The sequence below is a fragment of the Pseudomonas ekonensis genome, assembly GCF_019145435.1.
Taxonomy (GTDB): domain Bacteria; phylum Pseudomonadota; class Gammaproteobacteria; order Pseudomonadales; family Pseudomonadaceae; genus Aquipseudomonas; species Aquipseudomonas ekonensis.
The window spans coordinates 580,065-599,694 of the sequence record NZ_JAHSTS010000001.1; the positions used below are offsets into that span (position 1 = coordinate 580,065).

Consider the following 19,630-nt stretch of genomic DNA (forward strand, 5'->3'; position numbering starts at 1 on the left):
ATTGATCGGACTTGTCTGAAGCTTAGACGGTGGTTGGGTCAGGTGAAAAATTTGTGATGAGATGGCGCGCGCCGGCGCGGCCCGGCCTGGCGGACAGGACGGCACCGGCGCGGCGGGCGGTCACGGGTTCGGGGAACCGTCGCGGGGCGTCAGGTGGTGCTTCTCCAGCAATTTGCGCGTCAGGTCCCGACGCGACTCCAGCCTTGCGTAGCCCAGTTCGCGGACCTGCGCCTCGTAGTCGGTGTCCGTCATCGATTCGTCCCGGCGCCGGTTTTCGAGCGCGTCCAGCTGTCGCCGGTAGCTGCTGTCGTTGAGCGCGATCAGGTCGTTGTAGGTGGCGTCGAGGTAGCTCTCCCAGAAGGGCTGTTCGAGCATCGCATTGACCAGGCCGTCCCCCGACTCCAGGGACAGGACGGTGCGGTACGCCTGGTCGATCGCTTCGCCGCTGACGCCGGCGATCTGCTCGTGCAGCATGACCTCGGATTGCCACGGCAGGCCCAGGCGCCGGGAGAGGCCGGTCTGATAGGCCATATAGATCTCGACCTCTTCCTCCCGGCTCGCACGGGACAGGGCATCGGCCCGGGCGATGTCGTTCACGCGGCTCAGACGTGCGGCGCCCATGCTCAATGTCACGAGCCGGCGTTCGAGCGCCTCGGCAGAGGTCGAGTAGGAATACGCCTGCGACACGAGGGCCTGCACGCCCATGGTGTTGAACACCTCGGAGCTGGCGTCGGCGCAGGTCGTCGGGTTTTCCGCGGTTTCGAACAGCCGTTCACGCAAGGGCGTGTCCAGGTCCATCGCATCGATCAGGTCCCAGACCCGGCGTGCCAGTCGGGTGCGGGTCTCGCCCCCCGCGATGAAGTCGGCGGACTGGGTCAGGCTGTCGATGATCGTGAAGAAACCGGCGCTGTTCGGCTCGTTCATCAGGTTGTGCCAGGCTTCTTCGCGGTAGGTTCCCAGGTCTGCCGAGTAGGCGTTCCATATCAACGAGTCGCTTTCCAGCGGCCATTTCGCCAGGGCATCGTCGGCAACGGACGAAATCTGGATCTGGCGGGGCCTGCCCGCCGCGTCGCGGTATTCGAACAGCCTATCGCGCTGGTCTGCCCGCAGCCGCGATACGGAGAGCCGCGTGCGGGCCACGATCCACGCCCGGGGGGAGCCGGGCGTGGCCTGCGGCACGGTCATGATCGCGTTGCCGCTCAAGTCGGTGAACAGCCCGCGGGGGCGATGGTCCTGCAGCAAGCCGGTGGGCCATTGCGTGAGGGAGGCATCGCGCAGCGACAGCGCTTTGAGATGGCGCATGTTCGTGACGTCGGGCGGCTTGACCAAAGGGTTACGGTCAAGGCTCAGGGTCTGCAGTCGTGCCAGGAAGCCCAGTCGCTCCACGGCCTGGTCCGTCAGGGTGATCCGGTTGTCGGTCAGGCGCAGGGTCTGCAGTTCCCTCATCTCGTACACCGTCTCGGGCAATTGCGTCAGCTCGCAGTTGCGGGCGCTCAAGTGGCGCAGCCGGGTGAAGTCCTTGAGCATCCCGCCGGAGCGCTCGGAGAACCTCATGTTGTCCACGTTCAGCGTGCTGATCTGATCCAGGTACGTCTTGATGTCAGGCAGTCGTTTCCACCAGACCTCCAGGTTGAAGCCAAATGTCTGCGCCGACAGATCCAGGGAGTACCCGGCGTCGTAACGGACGTGGCGATCCTGAAACGCCTTGGGCTCACGTCTGAAACAGGCCATCAGCTTGTCGGCGATGTCCCTGACCTGCCGAGGTGCAATGGAAGGCTCGTCGGGATCGGAGGGGGTCATCCTCAAGCGCCAGTTGTCCAGCTGCCATTCCAGCGTGTTCAACTGATTCTCAAGGCGCTTCACCACCGAAACGGGATCCTCCCCGGCGGGCAGGGAGCGCATGAACGTGTCGCGCTCCGCATCGCTCAAGCGCGGATACAGTTTGCGTATGCGTTGCTCCAGAGGCGTGAGCGCACGGGCGGGGCGGCGGAACCAGGTCCAGACGCTGCGCAGCATCCAGTGGGTCTCCTCGGCCGCCACGGGACGAAAGGGCGGCGTCAGCAGGGTTTTGCGGCGCGCTTCGGGCGAGGCGGTCTTGTCCATCAGCCATTTGTGAAGATATGGCCCTTGCCCCGGCTGGAAGCCTGAGGGCGAGCGTTCGGGGGTTGCCTGAAGCAGCGCTTCGTACAGCGTCGTCGCGTCGAACAACGGGCGGCGCTCGCCGTCGAGAACCGCATAGCGTCCCTGCCCGTCACGCAGCAGCACGCGCTGGTGTCCGGCATCCTCGGAGCCGGCTCCGCACCGCAAGGCGTCGTCGGGGCCGTCGTCGCGTATTTCGATGCGCACGCCCTGGAAGGCCTTGTTCTTCATCACGGTATTCAAGGCCAGGCGCTCGGTGTCGAGCGGCAACGCACGTGCCTTGTAGAACCCCTCGTACGCACGGGTGAGACGAACCTCGAACGCGCATTCGCGGGCCAGAACCTTGAAGTCCAGCGGCAGGCGGCCTTGAACGGCCAGGGCTTGCGCAACGGCAGGCGGAGCCTCGGCGATCAGCCGTTCGGCGACGGCCGCGGGCAGATCGGGATAAAGACGCTGCAATCGCTGTACGTGCGGATCGTGGCTTTGCTCGCGAAAGCGATAGGTGTAATCGGCGATCCGCCCGGCGTGCAGGTCCAGGCTGTCCGCCAGGCGATTGCGCAGCGTCTGCACGCGGTCACGGGCGGGCACTGCGGGGCCGAGCAGGCTGTCCGTTTGCGCCTCGTTCAGAAAACCGGTCACGGCCTCCGGCAGTTTGCCTTCCATCACCTGCGCCAGGCTGATGGACAGTGTTTTTTGCGTTGGGGCATCGGCATCGCCGTAGAGGCGGAACTCACCGCTCAACGCCGGATCCTGATACACCTTCAAGGCGCAATCGGCCGGCCATCCCGGCAATTCGGTGACCAGCTGCCCGAACCAGTGCGCCGACGGGTCGAGCGCCTCGCCTGAGCGGATCTGCCGTTTCATCAGGCCGACATCCTCGAACGCCTTGAAACGTTCGAGCGTGTCCTCCAGCAGCAGCGCAAGCGGCGCGTTATCGGCATGCATGCGTTGCAGCGCCTCGACATCGGTGGCACTGATCCGGCGTATGTCTTCCAGTTGCCGTTCGCTGAGCCCGTCGGTGCGGTGCCCGATCCGGCGCATCAGCGTGTCGCTTTCCCAAGTGAACGGGTCTTCGCCTTCGTGTCGCCAGGCGCCTTGGCCGTTGTGTTCCAGCTTGGGGGCGTAGGCCTCGGGACGGCTGGGGTGCTGAAGGCGGTATTGCCCGCTGAGCGGATCTTTCGTCACTTTCAGGTGGCGGTTTTCGAGGCGCAGCACCTGTGCCCCGTCATGGTGGTACAGACCTTGCGCATCAGGTGCGCGCGCCGCAGGCAAAACCAGGTCGCGGTGTTCGTAGGGGCGGATGTCCGGATGCCACAAGCGGGTCTCGCCGTTGGCCAGGGTCACGGCCTTCATGTTGTCGATCGCCGGAGACAGTCTGAGCTTGAACGCTTCGGCGATCGGGATGCCGGCCGCGATCGCGCCGATCTGAACGGCATCGCAGACCACACCGACAATGTGCTCCACGCCCTCTCGCCAGATGCCTTCGGCCAGGTCGATCACACCTTCGAGGGTGTCGCTGGCCAGTTGATAGACGGTGTAGGCCAGCATCAGTTCGCCCAGGCCCGGAACGAAAGGGGCGGCGACCATCACGGCGACGTTGAGGATCTCCAGGGCGATTTTCTGGAAGTTGTCCCACCACGCCCAGCGTTCTTTGCTGTCTGCATCGGCGGTGGATACGGCGATGAAGCGTGCGTCGTTGAGAATCTTGTTGGTCTGTTGCCGATAGAGATGGCCCCAGACGGGTTGGGTGACGGGCAGCAGCTCAAGACGCAGTGCCCGCAGGTCTGGCGGCCCTTCACGCCAGGCCGGGCGCGGGTCGCCCGGATTCTGGCGGTGAAACGTGAGGGGCGCCAGGCACTGCTCCAGAGCGGCGAAGAAATGGCCGCGCTGTTCCTGGTCGACGAACTGGCTGAAGAACTGGCGATAGTTGTTGCCGCTGGAGGCGAGCGTCTCGTTTTCCTTCAGTTGCCAGAGCAGTTCGGTCACGAAGGCGGAGGCGTCCGGGTATTGCTTGAGCGGATGCCGGGGGTCGTGGGGCACATAGGCAATCAGCGCTGGCAAAACCTGTGGCTCGTCTGGCGCCGGAGCGATGAGCAGAATGCCGGTGAGCCGTGTCTCCAGGATGCTCAGTTCGAAGACCTGCATCGGCTGGCCGTCGAGTGCCAGTTGCGCCCGGCCGGCCAGCAGGCCGCGGATCAAGGCGTGGGCCTCGCGGGTAATGTCCTGGGTGGCCAGGGCCATGTTCGCGGCGGCTTTCAAGCCCGCTTTCTGGTTTCTCTCCACGTGGGTTTTCAGAAAGGCATGGGCGACCGGTTCCCTGTTGAGCAGCACGTCCTTGAGATGGGTCGTGTAGCGAGCGCCGATGTCCAGCTCCCGGCACAGCGCCTTGAACTGCTCGGGGGTGATCGACGCGCTGAGGGGAGCGCTATCGTACAGCCCGCGGGCCGGGTCGGTTTTGATCAGAAAACCGGATCCGTCCGCAAACCTTTCATGGGCTGCGAAGTTGTGCAGTGCGGCATCTAACAATGAAACGGTTCTTGATGTGAATCCGGTTCCGTAGGTCGTCGCCGTATAAATTCTCAAGTAGACATTTCTGACATCGACATTGACTTGGTATCGCTCCACAAGTCTGTTCTTAAGTAAGGGCTCGGCAAAGGAGCGGGCATCCTTCAGTTCGGAAAGAAGTTTGTCGACCTTGTTCTGTGCCTGCCACGCCTGTTTGTTGCTGTTGGCCAGGGACTGTCGGAGATTGGGGCTTTTCGGGTTCATCCAGGCAGCACGTTCCGGCCGGATGTTTCTCAACGCTTGGCTGCGGTGCACTGCCATATCGGTGAAGACCGGGCCGGAGCGTGATTTTATTAATTCGTAATGTTGCCCCGGATAACTGTTTGTTTCATTCATAGGGATACGCTCGTGATTAAGTCAGAGCGTTCAGGCTAACGTCGGCGGTCAGGAATAATAGTTCAAAAGTTGGTTGTTGTTTATATGCCGCTTGTTGGTGAAACATTGAAATTTGATATCTGAAAAGTAGAGGACTACCACCTCTGGCGGTCGCGCAGCCGCCAGTGCAGGCGTTCTGTCCCAGGCGCAGCTGTCGGCGCCTGCCCGTGCCCTGGCGCATGACCGTCCGATGCCCGGCGTGCGATACTCCGCGCGCCCAATTCACGACATTTTTTGCAAAAAAACAGGCTTCCTGTTCTGCGCAAATGCGGTTGCGCAAGATTTGTGGCTGTTTTTTGCGGTTTTTAAAGTGAAACTCATCGTGGCGGGCTTTCTATACTGCATGCCCCGCCGAGCGCGCAGGCCTGTCCTGCGGGACGCGTTAGCCCACGAGGCAAACGCGGCATCGGCAAGCGTCGGCCCATCGGCCAGGCTTCGCCACTCGGCGGCCCTTTCCAATAACAAGACGAGGATGTCTCCCATGCCAGTCGGCAATCACCCACCCCATGGCGAAACCGCCCAAGGCGGCCCGCTCAAGCGTGAGCTCGGCGAACGGCACATTCGCCTGATGGCGCTCGGCGCCTGCATCGGCGTCGGCCTGTTTCTCGGTTCGGCCAAGGCCATCGAGATGGCCGGGCCGGCCATCATGCTGTCCTACATCATCGGCGGCCTGGCAATCCTGGTGATCATGCGCGCCCTGGGCGAAATGGCCGTGCACAACCCGGTGGCCGGTTCGTTCAGCCGCTACGCCCAGGATTACCTCGGCCCGCTGGCGGGCTTTCTCACCGGCTGGAACTACTGGTTCCTGTGGCTGGTGACCTGCGTGGCGGAAATCACCGCCGTGGCGGTGTACATGGGCATCTGGTTCCCCGACGTGCCCCGCTGGATCTGGGCCCTGGCGGCGCTGGTCAGCATGGGCGGGGTCAACCTGATCGCGGTGAAGGCCTTCGGTGAGTTCGAGTTCTGGTTCGCCCTGATCAAGATCGTCACCATCATCGCCATGGTGTTCGGCGGCATCGGCATCATCGCCTTCGGGTTCGGCAACGACGGCGTGGCCCTGGGGATCTCCAACCTGTGGAGCCACGGCGGCTTCATGCCCAACGGCGTTCAGGGTGTGCTGATGTCCCTGCAGATGGTCATGTTCGCCTACCTGGGCGTAGAGATGATCGGCCTGACCGCCGGCGAGGCGAAGAACCCGCAAAAGACCATTCCCGACGCCATCGGCTCGGTGTTCTGGCGGATCCTGCTGTTCTACGTCGGCGCGCTGTTCGTGATCCTGTCGATCTACCCGTGGAACGAGATCGGCACCCAGGGCAGCCCGTTCGTGATGACCTTCGAGCGCCTGGGCATCAAGACCGCCGCCGGCATCATCAACTTCGTGGTGATCACCGCGGCGCTGTCGTCGTGCAACGGCGGCATCTTCAGCACCGGGCGCATGCTCTACAGCCTGGCGCAGAACGGCCAGGCCCCGGCCGGGTTCGCCAAGACCTCCGGCAGCGGCGTGCCGCGCCGCGCCTTGCTGCTGTCGATCTTCGCCTTGCTGCTGGGTGTGCTGCTCAACTACCTGGTGCCGGAGAAAGTCTTCGTCTGGGTGACGTCCATCGCCACCTTCGGCGCGATCTGGACCTGGGTGATGATCCTGCTGGCCCAGCTCAAGTTCCGCAAAGGCCTGAGCGCCGCCGAGCGTGCGGCCCTCAAGTACAAGATGTGGCTGTACCCGGTCAGTTCGTGGTTCGCCCTGGCGTTCCTGGTGCTGGTGGTGGGCCTGATGGCGTACTTCCCGGACACCCGGGTGGCGCTGTATGTGGGGCCTGCGTTCCTGGTGCTGCTGACGGCGCTGTTCTATGTGTTCAAGCTGCAGCCGTCCGGTGCGGAGCAGGGCGCGGTGCGTTCCGCTTCCTGAGCCCTGACGCCTGAACCACCCGAGCCCCGGCCCGCAAAGCCGGGGCTTTTGCGTTTTGGCCAAGCGGTGGCGAAGGCAGCGGTGCGACCGTCGGTCTGAAAGGGGAGTGCGCGGCGACTTCCGGTGTTTGGCCATGCTCCAAACTCTATCGCTGTCGATTCCGCCAGCGACGGGAGGCGCAGGTATGAGGATGACCGATCTTGTCGACCGCGAGCTGAGCCGCCATCAGGTCCTGCGGTTCTTTCTGTTCGCGGCTTTTCTCTATGCCCTGCCGTTGATCCTCGCGGATTATCCCTACATCGACGACAACTGGCGGTCGCTGGCCGCCGGCAATGCCTGGGCCGGGCAAGGGCGGTTGTTCGTCGACTGGCTGTACCAGGCCCTGACGTTCAGCGACGCTGCGCCGAACATCTTCCCGCTGCCGTTGCTGCTGGCCACGCTGACGATGGCGTTGGCCCTGACCCGGCTGACCTTTCACCTGTTCCCGCAACCGGGCCTGGCCGCGTGCCTGGTGCCGTTGCCGCTCTGGTACAACCCGTTCCTGCTGCAGAACCTGTCCTACCAGTACGACGGGCCGGCCACGGCGTTGAGCCTGGCGGCGGTGATCTTCGCCATCACCTGGCGCAGCGGTTCGCGCATCCGCCGCTGGCTGGCGCCGGTGGCGTTGCTGGCGCTGGCGTTCGGGCTGTACCAGATCAGCGTCAACGTGTTTCTCGGCCTGTGCGCCGTGGAACTGATCCGCGCCGTGCAGGCTCGCCTGCCCTGGGGCGACATCGGGCGTTTGATCGGCGGGAAACTCGCGCAGTTGCTGCTCGCGGTGTTGATCTACGGCATCACGGCGTTGCCGTTCACGGATGCTTCACGCACGCAATTGCTGAACGGGGGCGCCAGCCCTCTGTTGCAGGTCGGCATCAACCTCGGACGGGTGGCGGAGAAGGTCGCGCTGCTGTTCAGCGGCGGATACCTCGGGGTGTCCGTTGCATTGGCGCTGTGCGCGCTGCTCGGCGCGGTCGGTGTGGGGCGATGTCTGGCGCAGCGGCGGGAGCCGGCCTGGAAAGCCTGGCTGTTGGGGGCGGCCTGCCTGCTGACACTGCCGCTCACGGTGCTGCTGGTGCCGGGCATGACCCTGGTGTTTCGCGACTTCAACGAGGGGGCGCGCACCCTGATGGGGTTCGGCACGCTGCTGACGCTGCTGGCCTATCTGGCGTACCTGGGACTGGCGCCGCTGCACCGGCGGCTGCCGCTGCTGCTGGCGGTTGCGTTGCTGGCGTCGCTCTCGCTGTCGTTCGCCTACGGCCGGGTGCTGACGATGCAGAAAACCTTCGCCGACAGCGCCCTGCACAGCCTCAGCCAGGACATCGCCTCCCGCCCGGCGCTGCGCGAAGCCAAGCGGATCTACCTGTCGGTGACCTGGTCCGACCGCTGGCTGGCCGCCGCCGGCGGTTCGTTCCGGACGTTGCCGGTGCTGCGTTACCTGCTCAACGTCGATTTCTACATGCTCGCCGAGAACCTGCCCTCGGCAGGCATCACCAACGTGGTCGCCGAGCGCGAGCGGCGCAACGCCACCCATGTCGGTCAAATGGGCTATCCGCCGTTGGTGGACAGCCTGTATTACCGGATCTACCTGATCGGCGACTACGGGTTCATCGTCATGAAAGAGCCGCCCCACGGCCGTTCGCTCAAGTGGTGAGCGGGCGGCCACCTGTAATTTCTGACAGTAGACCGCATGGTGCGCATGCCCTAGCGTTGGCCCGAAAACGGGAGAGGCGGCATGGGCATGTTCTGGAAGGGAATCCTCACCCAGGTGGCGATCGGCGTGGTGGCCACCCTGATTCATTGGCAGGTGTTCTTCGTGTTGCTCTCGGCGGTCCAGCTGTCCCAGGCCCAAGGCAACGTGGCGGCCTACGGCGTGGCCGCCTCGTTTTCGTTCTACATGAACGCGCTGTACACCTTCGAGCTCAATACGTCGCTGACGGCCTACCTGCTGTTCATCGCCGCGATGGGCGGGGTCAGCTACGGCGTCGGTCTGGTCGCCGATGAGCGCCATCTGCCGGGGCTGGTGACGGTGCTGGCGTTCACGCTGTTGAACCTGTTGCTGGGCTACGGCTTTTTCCGGTTCGTGCTGTTTCGCCGAAGCGAAGGCTGAAGCGCCGGCCCGCCGGACGGGCCGGCGCCGGGTTCAGGCGACCGCCGCGTCCTGCGGCTCGAAGCTGTCGGCCCGCGCCATCTGCCACATCCGCGAATAGAACTCCCCGTTCACCTCCCCGGTGAGCAGTTCCCCCGGTTTGAGGAACACATGCAACTGCGAGAATAGCTTGATCTCGGTGGCCGACATGCGCCGCACCAGGTGCTTGGCCGACAGTTGCGACGGGTGTTCCAGCCCGGCGGCCGCCAGCATTTCGGCCAGGGCCTTGAGCGTGTTGCGGTGGAAGTTGTAGACCCGCTGAGCCTTGTCCGGCACCACCAGGGCGCGTTGGCGCAGGGCGTCCTGGGTGGCGACGCCGGTCGGGCATTTGTTGGTGTGGCAGCTCTGCGACTGGATGCAGCCGATGGCGAACATGAAGCCGCGCGCCGAGTTGGCCCAGTCGGCGCCGATGGCCAGCACGCTGGCGATGTCGAAGGCGCTGACGATTTTGCCGCTGGCGCCGAGCTTGATCTTGTCCCGCAGGTTCAGGCCCACCAGGGTGTTGTGGACGAACAGCAGGCCTTCGCGCATCGGCACGCCGATGTGGTCGGTGAACTCCACGGGGGCGGCGCCGGTGCCGCCTTCCTTGCCGTCCACCACGATGAAGTCCGGCAGGATGCCCGTCTCCAGCATGGCCTTGGCGATGCCCATGAACTCCCACGGATGGCCCAGGCAGAACTTGAAGCCCACCGGCTTGCCGCCGGACAGCTCACGCAACTGCTTGATGAACTGCATCATCTCCAGCGGCGTGGAGAAGGCGCTGTGGCGCGACGGCGAGATGCAGTCCTCGCCCATGGAGATGCCGCGGGTGTCGGCGATCTCCCGGGTCACCTTGTGCTTGGGCAGGATGCCGCCGTGGCCGGGCTTGGCGCCCTGGCTCATCTTGATTTCGATCATCCGCACCTGCGGGTTCTGCGCCTGGGCGGCGAAGCGCTCCGGGTCGAAGCGGCCGTCGGCGGTGCGGCAGCCGAAGTAGCCGCTGCCCAGCTCCCAGGTCAGGTCGCCGCCGTGTTCGCGGTGGTAGGGGCTGATGCTGCCTTCGCCGGTGTCGTGGGCGAAGTTGCCCAGCTTGGCGCCCTGGTTCAGGGCGCGGATGGCGTTGGCGCTGAGGGAGCCGAAGCTCATGGCCGAGATGTTGAACACCGACGCCGAGTACGGCTGGGTGCACTGCGGGCCGCCGACGGTGACGCGGAACGTGTTCGGGTCGCTCAGCGGCGCGGGGCGCATCGAGTGGCCGATGAACTCGAAGCCGGACTGGTACACGTCGATCAGGGTGCCGAAGGGTTTGTCGGCGGTCTCGTTCTTGGCCCGGGAATACACCAGCGAACGCTGGGCCCGGGAGAAGGGCAGGGCGTCGCTGTCGGACTCCAGCAGGTACTGGCGGATCTCCGGGCGGATGCCTTCGACCAGGTAGCGGATGTTGCCCAGGATCGGATAGTTGCGGCGCACCGCGTGGGGGCTCTGCATCAGGTCGAACAGGCCCAGCAGGCTCAGCACGCCGGTGACGGCGGTGAAGGGCCACAGCCAGTCGTGGTCGAGGAAGGGCAGGCTGGCGAGCGTGAAGATCACGCAGGCGGCAAAGAAGGCGTAGCGGCTCAGGAGGGACAGGCTCATACGGTTTCCTTGGGTTCGGACTCGGTATCGGTCTGCGGCAGGCAGGTTCTTGTGGCGAGGGACATCTCCAGGTCACGGAGCTGTGCTGCATGCCGAGGGTCTTCAGGCGTTTTGCGCCTGAATAACGGTGTTTTTATGGGCTTGCACGGTTTTGACGGCGACTGGCAGCTTACGGGCGATTTCCTTGCCGGGGCAACCGTCGGGCATCGGGCGGCCATTGAACGGGATTCGCCCGGCCATGACATTGCGACGAAAGTCGCGCTGGCCATGCCCGACCGGTCCGCATGCGTCCTGTGGGAATGGCGGTCTGCCGTCAGGCCGCCGGCCGGTTCTGGCGCAGCGGCAGTTCCACGCGGAAGGTGGTGCCTGCGCCGAGCTCGCTGCGCACCGAAATCTCCCCGCCGTGCTTTTTCACGATGCCGTAGGACAGGGACAGCCCCAGCCCGGTCCCCTGGCCCACCGGTTTGGTGGTGAAGAACGGGTCGAAGATCTTTTGCAGGGTGTCGGGCGCGATCCCTGAACCGGTGTCGGCGACCTCGACCCAGGCCGTGTCCGCCCGTTGCCCGGTGCGCAAGGTGATGGTGCCGCGTTCCGGGCCCATGGCCTGCGCCGCGTTGACGATCAGGTTCATGATCACCTGGTTGATCTGCGACGGCAGGCATTCGATGTCCGGCAACGGCTGGTATTCCTTGACCACGTCGGCCTTGTACTTGAGTTCGTTGGCGACGATGTTCAGGGTCGATTCGATGCCCAGCTGCAGGTTGGCCCACTGCCATTCCTGGTTGGTGTCGACCCGGGAAAAGTCCTTCAGGTCCTTGACGATCCGGCCGACCCGGCCGATGCCTTCCTTGGATTCGCCGATCAGCAGGGGAATGTCCTCCAGCAGGAAATCCAGCTCCAGCCGCGCGCGCAGTTGCTCAAGCTGCGCCGCCGCGCCGGTCTCCAGCGACCGGCTGGCGGCGGCGTAGGCGTCGAGCATCTCCAGCAACTGCTTGATGTAGCCGTCCAGGGTGCCGAGGTTGGAGGAAATGAACCCGATCGGGTTGTTGATCTCGTGGGCGACCCCCGCCGCCAGTTGGCCCAGCGAGGCCAGTTTCTCCGACTGCACCAGTTGCCCTTCCAGTTGCCGGCGCTCGTCGATCTCCCGTTGCAGGGCTTCGCTGGCCTGGCGGAACTGGGCGGTGCCTTCGTCCACCAGTTGCTCCAGGTGATGCATCTGGATCGAGGCCCGTTCGGTCATCTCCCATTTGGTCAGCAGGGTGTTGGCCATTTGCTGGACTTCGATGTTGTCGAACGGCTTTTTCAGGATCAGCAGACGGTCATGGGCCTGGAGGCGATCCAGCAACTCGTCCCACGAGTAGTCGGAGTAGGCGGTGCACACCACCACCTGCAGTTTCGGATCCTCTTGCCACAAATGCTCGATCGTCTTCGCCCCGTCCCAGCCGTCGGGCATGCGCATGTCGACGAAGGCCACGGCGTAGGGGCGGCTGTCTCGCAGGGCCTGCACGAGCTTGCCCAGGCCTTCCTGGCCGCCGTAGGCCGAGTCCAGCTCGAAGACAGGCCGGTCGGCCTTGATCTCACTGCCGAACAGGGCCGCTTCCATTTCGTCCAGCTGCGCCGAGCCGGCCCGCGCCGGGGTGAGGATCTTGCGAAAGTCGTCGTGGATCGACGGGGTGTCGTCGATCAGCAGGATGCGCCGGTTGGACTGTTCGCTCATGCGTCCTCCGTAACCCGCACCAACGGGATCTGCAAGGTGAACAGCGCACCCCGGCCCGGTCCGTCGCTGTGGGCGGTGAGGTGGCCGTTCATTTCGATCGCCGCCAGGGCGCAGCTGTGCAGGCCGAAGCCGTGGCCGTCCTTGCGGGTGGTGAAGCCGTGGGCAAAGATGCGGGTCATGTTCTCCGGGGCGATGCCTTCGCCGTCGTCCTTGACGCTGATCTGCACGAAGCTGTCGTCGACGATCTCCACCCCCAGGGTGATCTGCCGCGGGCGGTTGCTCAGGTCGGCCATGGCGTACTTGGCGTTGCTGATCAGGTTGATCAGGATCAGCAGCAGGCGGTGCCTGTCGCCCATGATCTGCGGCACCTCGGCGTAGGCCTTGACCACCGTGACGTGGTGCCGGTTCAGCGCGCCGGCGTTCATGCGCAGGGCGTCATCGAGCAACTGGCCGACGTACAGCGGTTCGGTCAGGCTGTTGGCCCCGGCGTAGGATTGCTGCGTGGCGACGATGTCCTTGATGTGATCGACGCTCTTGCTCATCTGGGTCAGTTCGTCGGCCATGTCCTGCTGTTCCCGGGCGATGGCCTCCGCCAACTGGTTGAGGTAGCCGGGCAGCAGCTTGCCTTTTTCGTCCCGGGTCAGGAACTCGCCCAGGTCCTCGGCGTGCGCGTTCATCAGCTGCATCGCCTTGCCCAGGCCTTGGGCCTTGCTGCTGCGCAGCCTGCGCGAGATCAGGTCGGAGGAGATGTTCACGCTGTTGAGGACGTTGCCGACGTTGTGCAGCACGTTGGTGGCGATCTCGGCCATGCCCGCATGGCGTGCGGCGTCGAGCAGTTCGCTCTGGGCGCCCTTGAGCTCGCGGGTGCGTTCCTCGACCCGTTGCTCCAGCTCTTCGTTGGCGGTCTGCAGGGCCTTGTTGACCCGGTTGATCTCGCTGAAGCTGCGGATCAGGCGGACGGTCAGCCACACCAGCGTCAAGACCAGCAGACCGGAAAACACCAGCAGGTAGAAGTGGTAGCGCTGATCGATCCTTTCCACCCGTTGCTGGTCGCTGTCGAGCAGGCCGGTGATGGCGTCCAGCCGTTCGGCCACCGGCACCGCTTCGATGTCTTGCAGCAGGCCGTTGACGATCGGCTGCTCGCGCAGGATCAGCGCCACATGGGCGCTCAGGATCCGGATCGGATCCTGGAACGACGCCGGCAGCCGCTGCGCATTCACCGCCAGCTTGTTCAGCCCCAGCTGGATGTCGACGGCCTTGTCGTCGGAGGCGACCTGGGCGAACTCCAGGCTGCTGAGCAGCAGGTCGTAGGTGTCGCTGGCGATGTTGAGCAGGCGCGACGGGTCGGCCTGGGGCACGTTGGCCAGTTGCGCCTGGATGTCGTCGTCGGCGGTGGGCAAGAACGCCAGGGAATTGCGCAGCAGGGCATTGTGCGACTTGAACCGCTCCACCAGCCGGATCTTTTCCTGCATCGCCCCGAGGAAGCCTTCGTGGGCATCGTTCCACAGCCCGGAGTCGTTGCGGCCGTGGCCCGACTCCATGCTGTCGAAGCGCTCCCACAGGCGGTTCATCTCGTTCATCGGCGCCACCAGCGGGTCGTAGTTGTGGGCAATCGCCACCCGCGCCTTGAGCACCTCGGTTTCCCATTGGGCGTCCTGCTGCTTGATCTGACGGATCAGGTCCCGGGACTCGGTGTAGGCCGCCGTCTTTTCGGAGCTCGACTTCAGGTACAGAAAGATCAGGATCGACGCCAGCACCAGCGCCATGACGGCCAGCAGCAGCAGGCTGGTGCGGCGCGAAATGTCGGTCATGGCTGGCCCTCCCATTGTCCGCTCAGGGTCTTGAGGAAGCGGATGATCAGATCCTTGTCTTCACCGCTGGGCTCGCGCCCCAACTGGTAGCGGAACATCACATCGACGGCCTGTTCGAGCGTGGCCGCCGAACCGTCGTGGAAGTACGGCGCGGTCAGCGCGACGTTGCGCAGGCTCGGCACCTTGAACACGGCGCGGTCGTTTTCGTCGCCGGTGACGTTGAAGCGCCCCAGGTCCGCCTCGGTCGGGTTGCCGCGGTCGGCCACGTAATCGCCGAACACGCCGAACTTCTGGAACATGTTGCCGCCGATGTTCACCCCCTGATGGCAGGCGATGCAGCCGTAGTCCTTGAAGCGCTGGTAGCCGTACTTCTCTTCCAGGGTCAGGATGTCCGTGTCCCCCGAGAGGTAGCGGTCAAAGCGCGAGCGCGGGCTCAACAGGGTGCGCTCGTAGTCGGCCAGGGCGCCCTGGATGTTGGCCGGGGTCACCGCATCGGGGTAGGCGGCGGCAAAGGCCCGGCGGTAGTCGGGATCCGCGCCGATCTTGCGCACGACGGTGTCCCAGTCGCTGCCCATTTCGACAGGGCTGGAGACCACGCCATGGACCTGTTCCTCCAGCGTCTTGGCCCGGCCGTCCCAGAACTGGCGGAAGTTGAGGCTGGCGTTGAGCACGCTCGGCGTGTTGACGCTGACCGGCCTGCCGTCGAACCCGATGGAGAAGGCCCGGGCGTCGGCGCCGCCCTTGTCCAGGTGATGGCAACTGGCGCATGACAGCGTGTCGTTGGCCGACAGCCGCGGATCGTTGAACAGCTTGCGGCCCAGCTCCACCCGCGCAGGATCCAGCGGCGGCGCGTCCGGCAGGGGCTTGAGCGGTTCGTCCAGCGGCTCCGCGCCGGCGTCGGCACACAGCCCGCACAGCAAGGCGGCCAGCAGAAGGGGAATCGGCCGCAGGCGGTTCATGGCGTTGACCTGCCGCCCAAGGGGCCGGCGGCCAGCAGCCGGGCGAAGTCGTCCGCCGGCACGGCTTTGCTGAAGTGGTACCCCTGGCCTTCCTCGCAGCCGTGGGCCTTGAGGAAGTCCAGTTGCCGCTGCGTCTCCACCCCTTCGGCGATCACGTTCAGGCGCAGGCTCTTGCCCAGGCTGATGATCGCGCCGACCAGCGCGTCGTCGCCGCCTTCGCCGTCCAGCGCACGGACGAACGACTGGTCGATCTTCAGCACATTGACCGGGAAGCGGTGCAGGTAACTCAGGCTGGAATAGCCGGTGCCGAAATCGTCGATGGCCAGCCGCACGCCCAACGCCTTGATCCGGTCGAGGGCGGTCATGGTGGCCTCGACGTTCTGCATCATCACCCCTTCGGTGATCTCCAGTTCCAGCAGCGAGGCCGGCAGGGCGCTGGCCTGCAGCACCTGTTCGACGGTCTCGACGAAGTCGCCCTGGCGAAAGTCGATGGCCGACACGTTGACCGACATGCGCACGTCCGGCAGCCCCGCCTGCCGCCAGGCCTGGGCCTGAAGGCAAGCCTGGGTCAGCACCCAGCGGGTCAGCGGCACGATCAGGCCGCTGTCCTCGGCCACGGGAATGAAGTCGGAGGGAAAGACCCAGCCATGCCCCGGCCGGTACCAACGGATCAGCGCCTCGGCGCCGATGACCTGGCCGCTGTCCAGTTCGACCTTGGGCTGGTAGTGCAGCTCGAATTCCTGCCGCGCCAGGGCCTGACGGATGCCCGACTCGATGCTCTGCCGTTCGCGGGCGCTCTGGTTCATGGCCTCGATGAAGAAACCGATGCTGTCCGGGCCGTTGTCCTTGACGTTGCGCATGGCCGTCTCGGCCTTCTTGATCAGCTCGATCGCTTCGCCGCCGTCGTCCGGATAGATGCTGATGCCCAGGCAGGCGGTGACGGTCAGGTCGTGGCCGGCCAGGGTGTGCGGACTGCGGACGGCGGCCAGCAGCTTTTCGGCGATGCCGCGGGTCTGCTGGGGATGGTTGATGTCGCTGAGGATCACCACGAATTCGTCGGAGCCGTAGCGGAACACCGAGTCGGATTCGCGCACGCTGGCCACCAGTTGGCGGCCCGTGCGCTTGAGCATGTCGTCGCCGACCGGGTGGCCCAGGGCATTGTTGATCCGCTTGAACCGGTCAAGCCCCAGGAACAACACGGCCAGTTGCCGGTCATGGCGGCGCGCACGGGCCAGGGCCTGGCTCAGGCGGTCCCCCAGCAACGTGCTGTTGGGCAACTGGGTGAGCACGTCGTATTGCAGCAGGTGCGAGACCTTGAGCAGTTCATGGACCCGGGCCTCGACGGTCTTCTCCAGGCTCTGCAGCTTCATCGCCGCGTCCTGGGCCAGTTGCCATTTCCAGGTCAGGGCGTTGGCCATCTGGCGGATCTCCAGGGCGTCGAAGGGTTTCTTCAGCACCAGCAGGCGATCGCCGAATTCCAGCCGTTCGGTCATGGCCTCCCAGCTGTAGTCCGAATAGGCGGTGCACAGGGCGATCTGCAGGTTGGGGTCGGCCTGCCAGAGCCGTTCGACGGTCTCCAGGCCGTCCCAGCCCGGCGGCATGCGCATGTCGGTGAAGGCAAGCGCATAGGGGCGGCCGTCGTCCAGGGCCTGCTGCACCAGTTTCAGCGCTTCCTGGCCCTGGTAGGCGGAATCGAGCTCGAAGGTGACGTGGGGAGGCTGCCGGGTGCCGAACAGGGTGTGCTCCAGTTGGTCCAGGCTGGGCTCGAAGGCGTCGTCCGGGGCGAGGATCTTGCGAAAGTCCTGATGGATGGCCGGTGTGTCATCGACGATGAGAATGCGCCGGTTGGTCTGGGCGACAAGTGTCTTCATCACTCATCCTCCGTGGCGGGCCCCGGCGGTAGCAGGTTGGCCTCCCTGAGCAGGCGCGAGATCTGTTCCAGGCTTGAAGGCGCCGCCGGCAGGCCGGACGAGACCTCCACGGGCAGCGCAGGAAGCCGCTGCGGCCCGGGTTCGCCGAGGCCTTCGGCGATGATGCCGATGCCCAGGTCGCGGGCGAAATTGACGATCGCCCGCAACGCCATGGCGCCGGCCGGATCCCGGGCGGCGTTGTCGATGAACGCCTGGGCGAGCTTGAGGTGGTTGACCTGATAGGTCTTGAGGTACTCGAACGACGAGTATTCGGTGCCGAAATCGTCGATGGCGATCCGCACCCCCAGTTCCCGCAGGCGCGGCAGCACGTCGTTGTGGGTCCATTTGGTCTGGGCCAGCGTCGCCTCGGTGACGTCGAAGCGCAGGTCCCACGGGCACAGCTCCCAGCGGGCGGTGGTGCGCAGCACCTCGTAGATCAGGTCCGGGCCGCTCTTGAGCTGGGCCAGGGACAGCTTGATCGCCATCACCGGCGGTGCGGTGCCTTCGTCGCGCCAGCGGTGCATTTGCCAGCAGGCGTGGTCCAGCATCCAGCGCCCGAGGGCGATGATCGCGCCGGTCTTTTCCGCCGCCGGCAGAAAGGCCGACGCCGGCAGCAGGCCGCGCTGGGGATGGTGCCAGCGGACCTGGGCCTGCATGCCCAGCACCTTGCCGGTGGACAGGTCGGTTTCCGGCGTGTAGTGCAGCTCCAGTTCGCCCTTGTGGATGGCGGTCTGCAGCTCGTTGGCGATGGCCAGCCGCTCGGCCACCTCCTGGTTGATCTCTTCGGAGTGGAAGTGGAACTGGTTGCGGCCGGTTTCCTTGGCGCGGTACAGCGCCATGTCGGCCTGCCCCAGCAGGCTGTCGGCGTGGGTGCTGGCGGCGCTGTAGAGGCACACGCCGATGCTGACCGAAATGCGCAGGACATTGCCGGCAAGGTCATAGGGCAGCAGCAGGACGTCGCGGATCTTGGCGGCGAGGGTGGCGGCCTGGGTGGGGTCGCTGACCTCCAGTTGCAGGATCGCGAACTCGTCCCCGCCCAGGCGGGCGATGACGTCGTTCTCCCGCACCGATGCCTTGATGCGTTGCGCGACTTCCTGCAGCAGCAGGTCGCCGACCGGATGGCCCAGGGTGTCGTTGATCCGCTTGAAGTGATCCAGGTCCAGGTAGAACACGGCGAACGGCGTCGCGCCGCGGCGGGCGGCGGCGAAGGCCTGGTGCAGGCGCTCGATCAGCGTGGCCCGGTTGGCCAGGCCGGTGAGCCCGTCGGTGCGGGCCAGCAGGGCCATCTTTTCCTCGGCCTGGCGACGTTCGGTGATGTCGAGGATGATCCCTTCGACTTCCAGCAGGCGCCCGGCGCTGTCGCGCACCGGGATATAGCGGTTTTCCACCCAGCGCCAGTCGCCTTGCCCGGTGCGCAGGCGGAACTCGATGGACGCGCCCGAGGCGTCCCGGTCCAGCACCCGCGCCATGGCGTCATCGAGCTTGGCCCGGTCGTCGGGGTGGATCAGTTTCTCTATCCACTCGCCGCCCTCCACCAGGTCGGCCGCCGCGTGGCCGTAGCGGGTGATGTTGTGGGAGATGTACATCAGCGGGAACGACGGTTCGCCGCGCAGCCGGTAGAGCACGGTGGGGCTGTTCTGCACGATGATGTTGGCGTCGGACAGCTCCCGGGTGCGCGCCTGCACCGCTTGCTCCAGTTGATTGAGCTTCAGCGCCGCGTCTTCGGTCATTTGCCATTTGACCGTCAGCGCGCTGGCCATCTGCCGGATCTCGATCGCATCGAAGGGCTTTTTCAGGATCAGCAGGCGGTCGCCCAGCTCCAGCCGCCGGTCCAGGTCTTCCCAGGAGTAGTCGGAATAGGCGGTGCACAGCGCCACTTGCAGCCTGGGATCGGCCTGCCAGAGCCGTTCGATGGTCTCCAGGCCGTCCCAGCCCGGCGGCATGCGCATGTCGATGAAGGCCATGGCATAAGGCGCGCCGTCGGCCTGCGCGGCCTCGACCTTGTCCAGGGCTTCGCGCCCCTGGAAGGCGAAGTCCAGTTCGAAACGGGGGGCGGAGCTGGGCGAAGGCGTGCCGAACAGCAGGTTCTCGGCCTGCTCCAGGCCCTCGTCATCGGCCGGGGGAGCGCCGAGGATCTTCGCGAAATCGTCGTGGATCGACGGCGTATCGTCGACGATGAGCACACGGCGGTTGACCTGCGCCGGCGCCCGGTTCATGCCGCAGAACCCGATGAATGCACGGCCGTTGTCGGGATCATCCTTATTCCCTCGTCTCAGACCGGCGCAGGGGCCGGTCGCGGATCAATGAACCAAGCATAGTTGCCCCGCGCGAATTCGCCCGCACGCCGTCGGGCGATCATTTGCGCCGCCGGGGCGAAAATCATCTAGCCTTTGGGCAGGCATGGACAAGCGACGCGGTCTGGGCATGCCCCCCACGACAGCCGTTGCGTTCG

Annotated in this window: 10 protein-coding genes; 3 read left to right on the top strand and 7 right to left on the bottom strand. The window is 65.3% G+C overall.

All coding sequences use genetic code 11. The features are described from left to right. Window positions 1-120: 120 nt before the first annotated feature. Entirely contained in the window at window positions 121-5,040 is a 4,920-nt protein-coding gene (locus tag KVG96_RS02770; RefSeq protein WP_217890720.1) for an NEL-type E3 ubiquitin ligase domain-containing protein, read from the bottom strand. A 520-nt stretch (window positions 5,041-5,560) separates the two neighbouring features. Between KVG96_RS02770 and KVG96_RS02775 the strand changes: the two genes are divergently transcribed. The 3 genes from KVG96_RS02775 (at window position 5,561) to KVG96_RS02785 (ending at window position 9,128) form a co-directional block, all read left to right on the top strand. Next, window positions 5,561-6,982: an amino acid permease gene (locus tag KVG96_RS02775; RefSeq protein WP_217890721.1), complete on the top strand. Its 1,422-nt coding sequence runs from the start codon at window positions 5,561-5,563 to the stop codon at window positions 6,980-6,982. Window positions 6,983-7,166: 184 nt separating this feature from the next. Then, entirely contained in the window at window positions 7,167-8,672 is a 1,506-nt protein-coding gene (locus tag KVG96_RS02780; protein ID WP_217890722.1) for a glucosyltransferase domain-containing protein, read from the top strand. An 81-nt stretch (window positions 8,673-8,753) separates the two neighbouring features. Next, window positions 8,754-9,128 carry a GtrA family protein gene (locus KVG96_RS02785; RefSeq protein ID WP_217890723.1) on the top strand — a complete coding sequence of 125 codons (375 nt, stop codon included), beginning with the start codon at window positions 8,754-8,756 and terminating at the stop codon, window positions 9,126-9,128. A gap of 33 nt (window positions 9,129-9,161) precedes the next feature. Here KVG96_RS02785 and KVG96_RS02790 read toward each other — a convergent pair whose 3' ends face one another. The 6 genes from KVG96_RS02790 to KVG96_RS02815 form a co-directional block, all read right to left on the bottom strand. Continuing rightward, window positions 9,162-10,781, bottom strand: coding sequence for an FMN-binding glutamate synthase family protein (locus tag KVG96_RS02790; protein ID WP_217890724.1), 1,620 nt, complete (start codon window positions 10,779-10,781; stop codon window positions 9,162-9,164). 313 nt (window positions 10,782-11,094) lie between these two features. After that, entirely contained in the window at window positions 11,095-12,498 is a 1,404-nt protein-coding gene (locus KVG96_RS02795) for an ATP-binding protein (protein WP_217890725.1), read from the bottom strand. Beyond that, window positions 12,495-14,309: a DAHL domain-containing sensor histidine kinase gene (locus KVG96_RS02800; RefSeq protein WP_217890726.1), complete on the bottom strand. Its 1,815-nt coding sequence runs from the start codon at window positions 14,307-14,309 to the stop codon at window positions 12,495-12,497. The genes KVG96_RS02795 and KVG96_RS02800 overlap by 4 nt, the downstream gene beginning before the upstream one ends. Beyond that, complete coding sequence (locus tag KVG96_RS02805; RefSeq protein ID WP_217890727.1) at window positions 14,306-15,268, bottom strand: cytochrome-c peroxidase; 963 nt, start codon at window positions 15,266-15,268, stop codon at window positions 14,306-14,308. Before KVG96_RS02805 ends, KVG96_RS02800 begins: the two co-directional genes overlap by 4 nt. Further along, entirely contained in the window at window positions 15,265-17,139 is a 1,875-nt protein-coding gene (locus KVG96_RS02810) for a putative bifunctional diguanylate cyclase/phosphodiesterase (protein WP_217890728.1), read from the bottom strand. The genes KVG96_RS02805 and KVG96_RS02810 overlap by 4 nt, the downstream gene beginning before the upstream one ends. Next, window positions 17,139-19,394, bottom strand: coding sequence for a GGDEF/EAL domain-containing response regulator (locus KVG96_RS02815; protein WP_217890729.1), 2,256 nt, complete (start codon window positions 19,392-19,394; stop codon window positions 17,139-17,141). Before KVG96_RS02815 ends, KVG96_RS02810 begins: the two co-directional genes overlap by 1 nt. Between the last annotated feature and the right edge of the window lie 236 nt (window positions 19,395-19,630).